At 63.6% G+C, this 13535-nt stretch carries 12 protein-coding genes; 5 read left to right on the forward strand and 7 right to left on the reverse strand.

The features are described from left to right. Nucleotides 1-9: 9 nt before the first annotated feature. The 4 genes from PQ457_RS15450 to PQ457_RS15465 are packed head-to-tail and all read left to right on the forward strand — an operon-like array spanning nucleotide 10 to nucleotide 4835. The gene (locus PQ457_RS15450; RefSeq protein WP_273617672.1) at nucleotides 10-249 is read left to right on the forward strand and encodes a hypothetical protein; all 240 of its coding nucleotides are present in this window, start codon (nucleotides 10-12) and stop codon (nucleotides 247-249) included. Further along, a complete protein-coding gene (gene mce, locus PQ457_RS15455; RefSeq protein WP_273617673.1) occupies nucleotides 246-683 on the forward strand; it encodes a methylmalonyl-CoA epimerase in 438 nt (145 codons plus the stop codon). Before PQ457_RS15450 ends, mce begins: the two co-directional genes overlap by 4 nt. Beyond that, the gene (gene scpA / locus PQ457_RS15460) at nucleotides 670-2808 is read left to right on the forward strand and encodes a methylmalonyl-CoA mutase (protein WP_273617674.1); all 2139 of its coding nucleotides are present in this window, start codon (nucleotides 670-672) and stop codon (nucleotides 2806-2808) included. Before mce ends, scpA begins: the two co-directional genes overlap by 14 nt. 5 nt (nucleotides 2809-2813) lie before the next feature. After that, nucleotides 2814-4835 (forward strand): acetyl-CoA carboxylase biotin carboxylase subunit, encoded by a 2022-nt coding sequence (locus tag PQ457_RS15465; RefSeq protein WP_273617675.1) that lies wholly within the window; start codon nucleotides 2814-2816, stop codon nucleotides 4833-4835. Nucleotides 4836-4880: 45 nt separating this feature from the next. Here the strand turns inward: PQ457_RS15465 and PQ457_RS15470 are convergent, their stop codons facing one another. The 6 genes from PQ457_RS15470 to PQ457_RS15495 all read right to left on the reverse strand — a co-directional run bounded on the left by PQ457_RS15470 (nucleotide 4881) and on the right by PQ457_RS15495 (nucleotide 11790). After that, a complete protein-coding gene (locus PQ457_RS15470; RefSeq protein ID WP_273617676.1) occupies nucleotides 4881-5141 on the reverse strand; it encodes a hypothetical protein in 261 nt (86 codons plus the stop codon). A 130-nt stretch (nucleotides 5142-5271) separates the two neighbouring features. Continuing rightward, nucleotides 5272-6453 carry a DUF445 domain-containing protein gene (locus PQ457_RS15475; RefSeq protein WP_273619351.1) on the reverse strand — a complete coding sequence of 394 codons (1182 nt, stop codon included), beginning with the start codon at nucleotides 6451-6453 and terminating at the stop codon, nucleotides 5272-5274. Between the two features lie 113 nt (nucleotides 6454-6566). Further along, a complete protein-coding gene (locus tag PQ457_RS15480) occupies nucleotides 6567-9761 on the reverse strand; it encodes an efflux RND transporter permease subunit (protein WP_273617677.1) in 3195 nt (1064 codons plus the stop codon). Between the two features lie 13 nt (nucleotides 9762-9774). Beyond that, nucleotides 9775-10947 carry an efflux RND transporter periplasmic adaptor subunit gene (locus PQ457_RS15485; protein ID WP_273619352.1) on the reverse strand — a complete coding sequence of 391 codons (1173 nt, stop codon included), beginning with the start codon at nucleotides 10945-10947 and terminating at the stop codon, nucleotides 9775-9777. A 196-nt stretch (nucleotides 10948-11143) separates the two neighbouring features. Next, on the reverse strand, nucleotides 11144-11443 hold the full coding sequence (sciP, locus tag PQ457_RS15490; protein WP_273617678.1) for a CtrA inhibitor SciP: 300 nt from the start codon (nucleotides 11441-11443) through the stop codon (nucleotides 11144-11146). Beyond that, nucleotides 11440-11790 carry a hypothetical protein gene (locus PQ457_RS15495; RefSeq protein WP_273617679.1) on the reverse strand — a complete coding sequence of 117 codons (351 nt, stop codon included), beginning with the start codon at nucleotides 11788-11790 and terminating at the stop codon, nucleotides 11440-11442. Before PQ457_RS15495 ends, sciP begins: the two co-directional genes overlap by 4 nt. Nucleotides 11791-12035: 245 nt before the next feature. Here PQ457_RS15495 and mnmA point away from each other — a divergent pair, with 245 nt between their 5' ends. Continuing rightward, nucleotides 12036-13118: a tRNA 2-thiouridine(34) synthase MnmA gene (mnmA, locus tag PQ457_RS15500; protein ID WP_273617680.1), complete on the forward strand. Its 1083-nt coding sequence runs from the start codon at nucleotides 12036-12038 to the stop codon at nucleotides 13116-13118. Between the two features lie 3 nt (nucleotides 13119-13121). On the opposite strand, the gene PQ457_RS15505 is transcribed toward mnmA, so the two are convergent. Then, nucleotides 13122-13520, reverse strand: a complete 399-nt coding sequence (locus PQ457_RS15505; protein ID WP_273617681.1) for a hypothetical protein — start codon at nucleotides 13518-13520, stop codon at nucleotides 13122-13124. Nucleotides 13521-13535 lie beyond the last annotated feature (15 nt).

Below are 13535 nucleotides of genomic sequence, written 5' to 3' on the forward strand. Positions count from 1 at the left end.
GGTGATGCGATGGATTGGTTCACCATCATCTTCCTGCTGATTGTGGCGACCGCAGGTTATTGGTCCATCGCCGAGGCCGCCAAGGCCATCAATTCCGGAGTCGCAACCTACGCTTTTCGCTATCACTTTGGCCGCGATGAAAAGCCATACGCCTTCTGGTTTATTACCATTGGCAGAACTGTCAGCTTCGTGGTTTGTCTGGCTATTATCATCGCATGGCTACATTTTGTTGGAGTGGCTTTGCCATGAAACTCGGACGCCTCAACCATGTCGGCGTGGCTGTGCCTGATATGGCCGATGCCATTGCCTATTACCGCGATGTGATGGGGGCAGCCCTTATCACTGCGCCTTTCGACATGCCCGAACAGGGCGTGAAGGTCGCCTTTGTCAACACGCCGGGTGAGCATGACACGGCAGGCACACAGATCGAACTGATCGAACCTTTGGGTGAAACCAGCCCGATCGCCGGTTTCATCGCCAAGAACCCCGCAGGCGGCCAGCATCACCTTTGCTATGAGGTCGAGGATATCGAGGCCGCTCGCGAATGGTTCACGGCCCAAGGCAAGCGCATCCTCGGCCCTACGCGGATCGGGGCGCATGGCACGCCGATCTTCTTCCTGCACCCCAAGGACATGCTGGGGCAACTCACCGAAATCATGGAGACGCCCCGTGAGCAGCATTGATAACTGGCAGGCCCTTTCCGCCAAAGAGGTCAAGGGCAAGGACCTGAACTGGCAGACGCCGGAGGGGATCACCGTCAAGCCGCTCTACACCGCCGAGGATGTGCGCCAAGACCCCGGCCTGCCCGGTTTCGCGCCCTTCACGCGCGGCGTGCGCGCGTCGATGTATGCCGGGCGCCCCTGGACGATCCGCCAATATGCGGGCTTTTCCACCGCTGAGGAATCGAACGCTTTCTATCGCCGCAATCTGGCGGCGGGGCAAAAGGGTCTGTCGGTCGCTTTCGACCTTGCCACCCATCGCGGCTATGATTCCGATCACCCCCGCGTGGTGGGCGACGTTGGCAAGGCGGGCGTGGCCATCGATTCGGTCGAGGACATGAAGATCCTGTTCGACGGCATTCCGCTGGGCGAAATGTCGGTGTCGATGACGATGAACGGCGCGGTGATCCCGATCCTGGCCTTCTTCATCGTCGCGGGCGAGGAACAGGGCGTTCCCACCGAAAAGCTGGACGGAACCATTCAGAACGATATTCTGAAAGAGTTCATGGTCCGCAACACCTATATCTATCCGCCCGAACCGTCGATGCGGATCATCAGCGACATCTTTGGCTATACCAGCGCCAATATGCCGAAATTCAACAGCATTTCGATCTCCGGCTATCACATGCAGGAGGCCGGCGCGACGCAGGTGCAGGAACTGGCCTTCACCATCGCCGACGGCATCGAATATGTGAAATATGGCGTGGCCTCGGGGCTCGACATCGACAAATTCGCCGGGCGCCTCTCATTCTTTTTCGCCATCGGCATGAATTTCTTCATGGAAGTCGCCAAGCTGCGCGCCGCGCGCGTCTTGTGGCACCGGGCGATGACCAAGCTGGGCGCGCAGGACGAACGCAGCAAAATGCTGCGCACCCATTGCCAGACCAGCGGCGTGTCCTTGCAGGAGCAGGACCCCTATAACAACGTCATCCGCACCACGATCGAGGCGATGGCCGCGATGCTGGGCGGCACGCAATCGCTCCACACCAATGCGCTGGATGAGGCGATTGCCCTGCCCACCGATTTTTCCGCCCGCATCGCGCGCAACACGCAGATCGTGATTCAGGAAGAAACGGGCATGTGCAATGTGGTCGATCCGCTGGGCGGGTCGTATTACATTGAATCGCTGACCCAGCAGTTGGTCGATAGCGCCCAAGCCATCATTGATCGCGTCGAAAGCGAAGGCGGCATGGCCAAGGCCGTGGCCGCCGGTTGGCCCAAGGCGATGATCGAGGAAGCCGCCGCCGCCCGTCAGGCCCGCGTCGATCGGGGCGAGGATGTCATCGTCGGCGTCAACAAATATCGCCTTGCCACCGAGGACCGGATCGAGACGCTCGAAGTCGACAACCATGTCGTGCGCGAGGCGCAGATCGCCCGGATCAAGGCGGTCAAGGCCGCCCGCGACGAGGCCGCCTGTCAGGCCGCCTTGCGCGCCATTACCGAGGGCGCGCGCGAAGGCGGCAACCTCTTGGCGCTGGCCGTCGAGGCCGCCCGCCACCGCGCCACGCTGGGCGAAATCAGCGCGGCGATGGAGGAGGTCTTTGGCCGCCACGGCACCGTGCCCACCCCGGTCAAGGGCGTCTATGGCGCGGCCTATGCGGGCGATGACCGCTATCAGCAGATCCTCGACGGCGTCGAGGCCGTTTCCCGACGCCTGGAGCGCAAGCCCCGGATGCTGGTGGCCAAGATGGGGCAGGATGGGCACGATCGCGGCGCCAATGTCATCGCCAGCGCCTTTACCGACATGGGCTTTGACGTGACCTCTGGCCCCCTGTTCCAGACGCCGGAGGAAGCCTGCGCACTGGCGCTGGAAAAGGGCGTCGATGCGGTGGGGGCCTCCAGCCTTGCGGCGGGCCACAAGACGCTGATCCCCCAGCTTATCAACCTGCTGCGCGAAGCGGGCCGGCCCGACATCAAGGTCGTGGCGGGCGGCGTCATCCCCCCGCAGGACTATGAATTCCTGCGCGAGGCCGGGGTGCAGGGCATCTATGGGCCGGGGTCCAACGTGCTCGACTGCGCGGCCGATATGCTGCGCCTGCTGGGCCACAATATGCCGCCGCTGGGCAGCGAACTGGAAAAGGCGGAGTAAGAGCCATGTTCAAGAAAATCCTCATCGCCAATCGCGGCGAAATCGCCTGTCGCGTCATCAAGACCGCGCGCCGCATGGGCATTGCCACGGTGGCGGTCTATTCCGACGCCGACGCCCGCGCGCCTTTTGTCCAGATGGCCGATGAAGCCGTGCATATCGGCCCCTCGCCCGCCGCGCAGTCCTATCTGATTGCCGACAAGATCATCGAGGCCTGCAAGGCAACCGGCGCCGAGGCGGTTCATCCCGGCTATGGCTTCCTTTCGGAACGCACCTCTTTCGCCGAGGCATTGGCCAAGGAAAACATCGCCTTCATCGGCCCGCCCGTCGGCGCGATTGCCGCAATGGGCGACAAGATCGAATCGAAGAAGCTGGCGAAGGCGGCGGGCGTCAATGTCGTCCCCGGCTTTGTGGGCGAGATCGAGGACACCGACCATGCCGTGCGGATTTCGGAGGAAATCGGCTATCCGGTGATGATGAAAGCCAGCGCGGGCGGCGGCGGCAAGGGCATGCGTCTGGCCTACAACGAGCAGGATGTGCGCGAGGGTTTCCCGGCGGTCAAGCGCGAGGGGCTGAACTCCTTTGGCGATGACCGCGTTTTCATCGAGAAATTCATCCTCAATCCGCGCCATATCGAAATCCAGATCCTGGGCGATAAGCACGGCAATATCCTTTACCTGAACGAGCGCGAATGCTCGATCCAGCGCCGCCATCAGAAGGTGGTCGAGGAAGCCCCCTCGCCCTTCGTTTCGCCCGCCATGCGCAAGGCCATGGGCGAGCAATGCGTCGCACTGGCCCGCGCGGTGGGTTATTACAGCGCCGGCACTGTCGAACTGATCGTTTCGGGCGCGGACAAGAGCGGCGAGAGCTTCTACTTCCTTGAAATGAACACCCGGCTTCAGGTCGAACACCCCGTTACCGAGGCGATCACCGGCATCGATCTGGTCGAACAGATGATCCGCGTGGCCTATGGCGAAAAATTGGCCATGACGCAGGAGGATGTGAAGATCGACGGCTGGGCCATCGAAAACCGCGTCTATGCCGAAGACCCCTATCGCGGATTTTTGCCCAGCACGGGCCGCCTCTCGCGCTATCGCCCGCCGGTTGACGGCTGGACTGACGATGGCGCGGAAAATGGGCGCCGGGGCATTGACGGCGTGCGCGTGGACGATGGCGTCTATGAAGGCGGCGAAGTCTCGATGTTCTATGACCCGATGATCGCGAAGCTGGTGACATGGGGTGAAACGCGCGACGAGGCCGCCGACAAGCAGATCGCCGCGCTCGACCAGTTCGAGATTGAGGGGCTGGGCCATAACATCGACTTCGTGTCGGCCATCATGCAGCACCCCCGTTTCCGCAGCGGCGAGCTGACCACCGGCTTTATCGCCGAGGAATATCCAGAAGGCTTCCACGGCGCGGCGACCGACCCGCAGACTTTGGCCCATATCGCGGCAGTGTCGGGCTTTGTCGCCACCGCGCGGGCCGATCGCGCGCGTCAGGTCGATGGGCAACTGGCCGCCAATCTGGCCCCGCCATCGGAATGGTCGGTGAAACTGGCGGGCGAGACCTTCGCGGTAGGCGTCGATGCCGACAGCGTGCGCGTCAATGGCGCGCAGGTCGATCTGGCGATGGAATATACGCCCGGCGACCGGCTGATCGTGGCCGAAATCGGCGAGGAAGTGCTGGGGCTGAAGATCGAGATCACCCGCACCGGATTGAAAGTGACCACGCGGGGCGCGATCCACAAGGTCGATATCCTGCCCGCGCATGTCGCGGCGCTGGCCGATCACATGATCGAAAAGATCCCGCCGGATCTCTCGAAATTCCTGATCTGTCCGATGCCGGGGCTGCTGGTGTCGCTCAACGTCAAGGAAGGCGACAAGGTCGAGGCCGGTCAGCCGCTGGCTGTGGTCGAGGCGATGAAGATGGAAAACATCCTGCGCGCCGAAAAATCAGCCACCATCGGCAAGATCAACGCCAAGCCGGGCGAGAGTCTGCCGGTCGATTACATCATTCTGGAACTGGAATAGGATCAAGGCGAGGCGGCGGGGGGCCTGTAACGGGTTCTCCGCCGTTTATTTTGCGGCCAGTTCGGCGTCCAGTTCGATCAGCCGCCGACAGGCCGCCAGCGCGCCGGGCGCATCATCGGCCGCCAGATTAGCCGCATAGGCCGCGCATTCGCGCTGCCCTTCACGCGTTTTCTGAAATCCGGCCACCATGGCCAACGGGCGCAGCAAATCGAGCCGGGCCGCCCAATCCTCATCATCGCGGCTGAGCAGGTCGAGCGTTTTGGTGTAAAGGCATTGAACAGCCTCAGCCCGATTGCATGAACCCATACAATCGCAATTGATGGCCTGAGCAGTTGCCTGCACATCCTTTAAGTCAAAATTAATCATAGGGCCTGTAATCCCGCTCATCTGCGCATCACAGATTGCAATCATCAACGCATGACGTGCAAAATCGTTCCTATATTAGCTTCTCTATAGAGTGAAGCAGCAATCCGACGATTCCACCTACCAGCGTGCCATTGATGCGGATAAATTGCAGATCGCGGCCCACCGCGCCCTCGATCCGTTCCGAAACGGTACGCGCATCCCACCGGCGCACCGTGTCCGACACCAGTTTGACGATGCCCGCCCCATGCCGCACGGCAAGACCGGCCAGCGAACGGCGCGCGAATCGGTTGACCTGATGGCGCAGCCGCGCGTCGGTCTGGAGCCCCGCGCCAAATCCGGCCAGCCCCGCGCCCATCCGCCCCTGCAACAACCCGCCCGGATGGCTCAGCGCGTCGAGCGCCGCGCCGCGCGCCCGCTCCCACAAGCCGTCGATCCATGCCCCCATCGCGCGATTGGCCAAAATCTCGCCCTTCATCCGCGACACCTTGGCCTGCATCGCCGGATCGTGGCGCAGATCATGGGCCAGACCCGCCAGCAGATCCTCCAGCTTGGTCCGCAGCGGATGGTGCGGATCGACAATGCATTCGGCCAGCAGCTTATAAAGCCCGTCGAGGATCGTATTGGCCAGCGTCTCGTCCAGCCCGGTCCAGCGCAGCAGCGTATGCGCGCGGTCATGGATCATCTGGCGCAGGATGTCCTCATTGGCCTCCAGCGTGATGCCGGTCCAGCGCAGCATGGCCTCGATCACACCGCGATGGCGCCCGTCGGCCATCGCCCCTTCCAGCAATTGACCCAGCAAGGGCGCCAGATCGAGCCGCTCCAATTGCCCGCGCAGGGTGGATTTGAGCATATCACCCAATTGTTCACCCGGCAGCGATTGCAGCATATCGCCCAGCAGGCCTGCCGCCCCCTGACGCAGGCGCGGCTCTCCCGCGCCACTTTCGCCCGGATCGGTCAGAAAGCCGCCCAAGGCCCCCGCCACATCCAGCCCCGACAAACGCCGCGCCACCACCTGGGGCGTCAGGAAATTGGCGCGCAGAAATCCCGCCATACTGTCGGCGATCTGGTCCTTTTTGGCCGGGATGATCGCGGTATGCGGGATGGGCAAACCCATGGGATGGCGGAACAGCGCCGTCACCGCAAACCAGTCGGCCAGCGCGCCCACCATCGCGGCTTCGGCAAAGGACTTGACCCATTCCCAGCCCGGATGCGCGGGCATGAAATGGCGCGAGAGCAGATAAAGCCCCGCCATGCCCACCAGCAGCCCATGCGCCAGCCAGCGCACGCGGGCGGCCTGCCGGTTGCGCGGCTCGCTCTCAACGCCCAGCCAGCGCCCCAGCGACCACCACAGACTGCGTTCCTGTCTCACTCGGCCGGGGTTACTCCAGCATGAGCATCGCGTCTATGGTCAGGATGGGCATGCTCGGGTTCATAGGTCAGCAATCCGCGGCGCAGTTTCGGGCCGATCCGCTTCTCAAACCCGTCGGCCAGACTGAAGGCCGCAGGCACGATCAGCAGCGTCAGCACCGTGGACAGCGTCAGCCCGCCGATCACCACCACGCCCATCGGCGCGCGAAACGCCGCATCGCCCGACAGCGACATGGCCGCCGGAATCATCCCCGCCGTCATCGCCACCGTGGTCATCACGATCGGCTGGGCGCGCTTGTGGCCCGCCTCGATGATGGCCTCGAATTTGGGCATGCCGCGCTGCATTTCCTCGATGGCAAAGTCGATCAGCAGGATCGAGTTTTTCGCCACAATCCCGAACAGCATCAGGATGCCGATATAGACCGGCATCGAGATCGGCATGTCGAGCAGCGCCAGCAGGAGCAGCCCGCCCAAAGGCGCCAGAAACAGCGAGGCCATATTCACAAGCGGCGATACCACCCGGTGATAGAGCAGCACCAGCACCGCAAACACCAGCCCGATCCCCGCCGGCACCGCCAGCGCCAGATTGACGATCATTTCCTGCTGCCACTTGGCCTCGCCATAGGCGGTGTTCGACACGCCTGCGGGCAGGTTCTTCATGACGGGCAGGTCCCTCACCTTCTTTTCCGCATCGCCCTTGACCACGCCCGGCGCCAGATCCGCGCCGATGAAGATGCGGCGCTCCTGATTATAGCGCTGGATGGTCGAGGGGCCGGAGCCGAAGGTGATGTCGGCCACGCGGCTCAAGGGCACCGAGCCGCCCGAAGCGGTGGGCACCGGCAGATTGGCGATATTAGACAGGTCGCGCCGCGCTTCCTCGGGCAGGCGCACGCGGATCGGCACCTGACGGTCGGAAAGCGAGAATTTGGCCGCATTCTGGTCGATCTCGCCGATTGTGGCGATGCGGATCGCCTGGCTGAGCGAGGAGGTCGAAATGCCAAGGCTGGCGGCCAGATCCATATGCGGCACGATCACCACTTCGGGGCGGCGCATGTCGCCCGAAATGCGCGGGGCCACCAGTTCGTGCATCCCCTTCATCTGTTCAACCAATTGCGCCGCCGTCTTGTCCAGCAGCGCCGGGTCTGAGCTGGACAGCATGATTTCCAGCCCGCGCCCGGTCGAGGAACCGCCATTGTTGCTGGCCTGGAAGGTGATGCGCGCATCGGCAATGCCCTGCACGGTGGGGGTGACTTCGCGCTCGAACTGCTTGGTGTGGATCTTGCGATCCTTTTTCAGCATGATCATCACGCGGGCGTTGCCCTCATTCACCCGTTCGAGCACCTGATCGGCCTCGGGCCGCCGGCGCACGATATCGGCCACCTCATCGGCCACCGCCTCGGTCTGGGCCAGCGTGGTGCCGGGTACCATTTCAATGCGCAATTGGGTGAAATCGCTGTTCTCGTCGGGGAACATCGCGGTGGGCATGGCGACGAACAGCGCAATGGTCAGCGCGAAACAGCCCAGCGCCACGCCGATCATCCAGATGCGATGGTCGCGCAGCCGGGCGCGCAGATGGTCGCGCCACGACAGATGCCCCTTTTCCGCCAGCAGCCGCGCGCGCAAGGCCCGCGCGCCCGACACATCGAGCGACCAGTGCAGCACGCGCAGATAGAAATCCATCATCCGCCCGCCGCCATGCTCGGCCGACCCGTGGCTTTTCAGGAAATAGGCCGCCACCATCGGCGTGATCATCCGCGCCACGGCCAGCGACATCAGCACCGAAACCACCACGGTCAGGCCGAAATTCTTGAAAAACGCCCCCGACACGCCCGGCATCAGCCCGACCGGCAAAAACACCGCCGCAATCGAGCAGGTGGTCGCCACCACCGCCAGACCGATCTCGTCGGCGGCATCAATCGCGGCCTGATAGGCGGTTTTGCCCATGCGCATATGCCGGACGATATTCTCGATCTCCACAATCGCATCATCCACCAGCACGCCCGCGACCAGCCCCAGCGCCAAGAGACTCATCGTGTTGAGCGTGAAGCCGAACCACACCTTCATGAACCAGAAGGTGGGAATGGCCGAAAGCGGGATGGCGATGGCCGAGACCACCGTCGCGCGCCAGTCGCGCAGGAAGAAGAACACCACGATCACCGCCAGAACGGCGCCTTCGACCATGGATTCCATCGAGGATTCGTACTGTTTCTTGGTATAGGAAACCTGATTGAACAATTCGGTAAAATGGACGCCGGGCCGCTCCTTGGCGATCTTGTCCAGTTCGACCATCGACTTGTCATAGACCGACACGTCCGAAGCGCCGCGCGCGCGGGCAATGGAGAAGGTCACGACCTGCTTACCGTTGACCTTGCCCAGCGAGGTGATTTCGCCCCATGCGTCGCGCACCGTGGCAATATCGGCCAGTTTGACCACGCGCCCCGCCACCGGAATATCGGCCTGGCTCAGCGCAAAGGCGTCCTGCGCATTGCCCAGCACGCGCACCGATTGGCGCGTGCCGCCGATTTCCGCCTTGCCGCCCGCCGCGTTCAGGTTGAGCGCACGCAGCGCCGCATTGACCTGCGGCGCGGTGACGCCGAAGGCCTGCATCCGCGCCGGGTCCAGCGTCACGAGAATTTCGCGGTTGACGCCACCATTGCGCTTGATTTCGGCCACGCCCTCCACGCCCAGCAGACGCCGCGCCACCGTGTCGTCGATGAACCACGAGAGCTGCTCAATGGTCATGTCATCAGCGGAAACCGCGAAATAGGCGATGGGGTTGCTCGAGGTGTTCACCTTGAACACCTGCGGCTCAAGGATGCCGTCGGGCAGATTGCCGCGCGCCTGATCGACCGCGTTCTTCACCTCGGCCACGGCGGCGTTGATGTCCTCGCCCAACTGGAATTCCACCATCGTCTGGCTGTTGCCTTCCGATGCGGTCGAACTGATCGAGGAAACGCCCGAAATCGTGCGCACCGCGCCTTCGATGCGCTGGGTGATCTGGGTTTCGATTTCGGTCGGGGCGGCGCCCGGCTGGGTGATCGAAACCACCACGATGGGAAATTCGATGTCGGGCTGGTCCTGGATCTCCATCCGGGCAAAGCTGATGATGCCCATCAGCATCATGGCCACAAAGATGACGATGGGCACCACCGGATGCCGGATCGACCATGCCGAAAGATTGCGGAAGTTCATCGCTCCGGTCCCCTTACGGCTGGTTGGGCTGGCTGCGCGGATTGACCGTTTCGCCCTCGGTCAGGAAGGCGCCTGCGCGCAGCACCACCCGTTCGACGCCCGAAAGGCCAGAGGCAATGGCCACGCCCTTTTCGGTCACCATCGCCACCTTGACCCGGCGGCGCACCGCCTTGTTGTCGCCGGTCACGACATAGACATAGCTGCCCTGCGCATCGGCCTGCAAAGCCGATTCGGGCAGCAGGGGCGCGGCAATCGAGCCGCTGCGGATTTCCGCGCCGGCAAAGCCGCCGGGGCGGATGTCGCGGTCATAGGGCAGCGCGATACGCGCGATCCCCTGACGCGTGGTTGGGTCGATCACGGGCGAGATCTGCCAGACATGGCCGACAAATTCGCGCTCGGACCCCACAGGCCGCACCTTGACCTCCTGGCCTAGCGCCAGATGCGCCAGATCGCTTTCCGACAGGCGGGCGCGCATTTCCATCTCGCCCTTGTCCGCAATGCGGAACAGCACGCCATTGCCGGGGCTGACCACCTGACCCACCTCCAGCGCGCGGTCGAGCACGAGGCCGTCGGCGGGGGCGACAATGTTCAGCCGGCGGATCTTGGCCTGCATCTCGCCCAATTGCGCCTGCGCCACGCGCACCCGCGCATTGGCCGCATCGCGCACGGCGGTCAGCTTGTCGATGTCGGCGTTCGAGATGAACCCGTTGGCCACCAGTTTGAGCCCGCGGTCCAGATTGGCCTGGGCGATGCGCGCGTCGGCCTGGGCCACGCCGATATTGGCGCTGCTGCTGGCCTGCTGCTGGTTCTGCACCTGACGGTCGATCACGGCCAGCAATTGCCCGCGCTTTACCCACGCGCCCGGTTCGACCAGCACCTGCACCACCGTGCCGCCTTCGCCCACCACGCCCACGGGCATGTCATGGCGCGCGGCCAGCACGCCGCTGGCATTGATTGTGCCGGCCACCGTGGTGACGCCGGGGGACGATACGGTGACCAGCGGCGCCTGATTGGCGCGCGCGCCATCGCCGCCCGGGTTGCGATGGGTATAGGCCCAGATGCCGCCAACGGCCAAAAGCACGGCCCCCGCCCCGATCAGCGCCTTGCGGCGGGGAAAGGGCTGGGCCTCCTCCGCTTCATAGGCCGGTGCCATTTGGGCAGACTTCACCTTGGCCTCGACATTCATCTCGCTCACCACCCTTAAGTATTGCGAACCGGGTCTGCGCCCGGATCATGCGGCAAGCGTATTACTCGCGTATATCACCTCAGGCAAGCGGGCTTTTCGGGCAATCGCGCCAAATATAAGCAAAAGGGCGCAGGAGCCCCCCGCTCCCACGCCCTTTCAAGCCCAAAAACGGGCCGATGACAGGTATTTCAACCTATCAATATTTCAGTTGGCGCTCATAGAGATCGCGGTAATGCTGAATCCGCGTGACGCGCAGGCCCTGCATCCCCGAACGATCCACCGCGCGTTGCCACGAGGCGAATTCTTCGAGCGTGAGGCCGTAACGCTCGCAGACCTCATCAATAGTCAGCAGGCCGCCGTTGACGGCTGCGACCACTTCGGCCTTGCGGCGCACGACCCAACGCGTGGTGTTGGGCGGCGGCAGCGATTCCAGCGTGAGCGGTTCGCCGAGCGGGCCAATGACCATGGCCGGACGGATTTTCTGGTTCTCGATCATTTCATTCCTCGATCGCCGGGATGACGGGGACCGGCAACGCCGAATTCAATGCCAGACATCGTTTTTCGAACCCCTCTAAAAACAGGGTTAACATCTTGGAAAGTCCCTTTGCAGGAAGCACTGAGGTCGTCCCAAACCGGTGCATAATCATGGATGAGACGCGCCACATGAGGATCGAAACTGCCCCCCGCCGGCATGACCGGCGCCTCGCCGCAGCCGCGCTGGAAGGCGTGGGCCGCCGCCAGCCTTGTGGCCAGCCCATGCCAGTCCATCGCCAGCCGATCGGCATCCGCACCGGGGCCAAAGGACTGGGCCAGCCAGTCTTCATGATCAAATCGAAGTTCCATTGACCATCTTATAGGCCCAACATGGTCAAGAGGCGGTAAAGGCGCGATTTACAACTTGTTGACCATATTTAACTCGGGTGAACACCGCCCTCCGGGGCCATCCCTAAGGGGCGGGACGGCAAGAATCTGCCGATTTGGCGCTGGGGCCGGGTGGGTGTATGGGGCCGGTCATGGCCCATGATTCCCCCTCTGTGTTAACACCCTCCGCGCTCCTTGATCTGTTCGATCCTGGACAAAATGTAAAAATGCGTCGAATCGTTGTCGCCATGTCGGGGGGCGTAGACTCATCCGTGGTGGCGGCATTGGCCGCGCACAGCGGGGCCGAGGTGATCGGCATCACGCTCCAGCTTTACGATCATGGCGAGGCGGTGAAACGCAAGGGTGCGTGCTGTGCGGGCGATGATATCCGCGACGCGCGCGAGGTGGCCGACCGGCTGGGCATCGCGCATTATGTTTACGACCATGAATCCGCATTTCGCGAAAGCGTGGTTGATCGTTTTGCCGAAGATTACCTCAACGGGCGGACGCCTATTCCCTGCATCCGCTGCAACATGGGGCCAAAGTTCACCGACCTTTTGACCATGGCGCGCGATCTGGGGGCCGATTGTCTGGCCACCGGGCATTATGTGCGCCGCGTGATGGGGGCGGCAGGGCCCGAACTGCACCGCGCGCTCGATCCCGCGCGCGACCAGTCCTATTTCCTTTACGCCACCACCGAGGCGCAGCTCGATTTCCTGCGCTTCCCCCTTGGCGGCATGCCCAAGACGCAGGTGCGCGAACTGGCCGACCATTTCGGCCTCAAGGTCGCGGCCAAGCCCGATTCGCAGGACATCTGCTTTGTGCCCGAGGGCGATTACGCCAGCGTGGTGCGCAAGATCCGCCCTGAGGGCGAGCGCCCCGGCGATATCGTCCACGCCCAGACCGGCGCGGTGCTGGGCCATCATCGCGGCGTGATCCATTATACGGTGGGCCAGCGGCGGGGGCTGGAGATCGGCGGCCTGCCCGAACCGGTCTATGTGGTGGGGATTGATGCGCCCGGCGCGCGGGTGCTGGTGGGGCCGCGCGCGATGCTGGCGGTGTCGGCGGCGCGGATTGTCGAAACCAACCGCATCGGCCCGGTGCCCGAAGGCGCGGAGCTGACCGCCAAGGTGCGCTCGCTGGCCAAGCCTGTGCCGGTCGTGCTGGACGGGCCGCTGGGCGGTGGGGCCGACACCACGATCCGCTTTGCCAGCCCCGAATATGGCGTCGCCCCCGGACAGGCGGCGGTGATCTATGCGGGTGATCGGGTGATCGGCGGCGGCTGGATCGAGGAAACCTTCGCGGCCTGAGGCTTACTGCTCCCATTTCTCCAGCACGCAGCCTTCGCCGGGACGGAAAGTTGCGGTCTGGGCGGCGATCGGGGGGACGCGCGCGGTGACACTCTTCGCGCCCTCGTCGGCCGAGAGCATTACCATGCTCATGCCCGGCTCGAAATCGCTCTTGCACTGATCGAGCGGGCGACCTTCGACAAAGCGGCACGAACAGGCGATGCGCGCGCCAAAGGACGCCCCTGTCAGCGCGTCCTTGGCCAGACGCGGGCCCTTCCACAAGCCCAGCCCCAGCGCGGCGATGCCCGCAAGCCCCAACAGAACAAGCACAATCCTCAGCCGGACGCCACGGCCCGAGGGGGCGCTGCCGCGCCGCTCCTCGCGCAGCCCTTCATGCTGTGAGGTGAGCTTGAAACTTGCCATCGGGAACGACCTTGC

The sequence above is a fragment of the Novosphingobium humi genome (assembly GCF_028607105.1).
In the GTDB taxonomy this organism is placed as follows: domain Bacteria; phylum Pseudomonadota; class Alphaproteobacteria; order Sphingomonadales; family Sphingomonadaceae; genus Novosphingobium; species Novosphingobium humi.

What these genes read in the sequence shown, in the direction of transcription:
- PQ457_RS15450 (WP_273617672.1), top strand. Translation starts at nt 10, where the DNA reads ATGGATTGGTTCACCATCATCTTCCTGCTGATTGTGGCGACCGCAGGT.
- mce (WP_273617673.1), top strand. Translation starts at nt 246, where the DNA reads ATGAAACTCGGACGCCTCAACCATGTCGGCGTGGCTGTGCCTGATATG.
- PQ457_RS15465 (WP_273617675.1), top strand. Translation starts at nt 2,814, where the DNA reads ATGTTCAAGAAAATCCTCATCGCCAATCGCGGCGAAATCGCCTGTCGC.
- PQ457_RS15470 (WP_273617676.1), bottom strand. Translation starts at nt 5,141, where the DNA reads ATGGGTTCATGCAATCGGGCTGAGGCTGTTCAATGCCTTTACACCAAA.
- PQ457_RS15475 (WP_273619351.1), bottom strand. Translation starts at nt 6,453, where the DNA reads ATGGCGGGGCTTTATCTGCTCTCGCGCCATTTCATGCCCGCGCATCCG.
- PQ457_RS15480 (WP_273617677.1), bottom strand. Translation starts at nt 9,761, where the DNA reads ATGAACTTCCGCAATCTTTCGGCATGGTCGATCCGGCATCCGGTGGTG.
- PQ457_RS15485 (WP_273619352.1), bottom strand. Translation starts at nt 10,947, where the DNA reads ATGAATGTCGAGGCCAAGGTGAAGTCTGCCCAAATGGCACCGGCCTAT.
- sciP (WP_273617678.1), bottom strand. Translation starts at nt 11,443, where the DNA reads ATGATCGAGAACCAGAAAATCCGTCCGGCCATGGTCATTGGCCCGCTC.
- PQ457_RS15495 (WP_273617679.1), bottom strand. Translation starts at nt 11,790, where the DNA reads ATGGAACTTCGATTTGATCATGAAGACTGGCTGGCCCAGTCCTTTGGC.
- mnmA (WP_273617680.1), top strand. Translation starts at nt 12,036, where the DNA reads ATGCGTCGAATCGTTGTCGCCATGTCGGGGGGCGTAGACTCATCCGTG.
- PQ457_RS15505 (WP_273617681.1), bottom strand. Translation starts at nt 13,520, where the DNA reads ATGGCAAGTTTCAAGCTCACCTCACAGCATGAAGGGCTGCGCGAGGAG.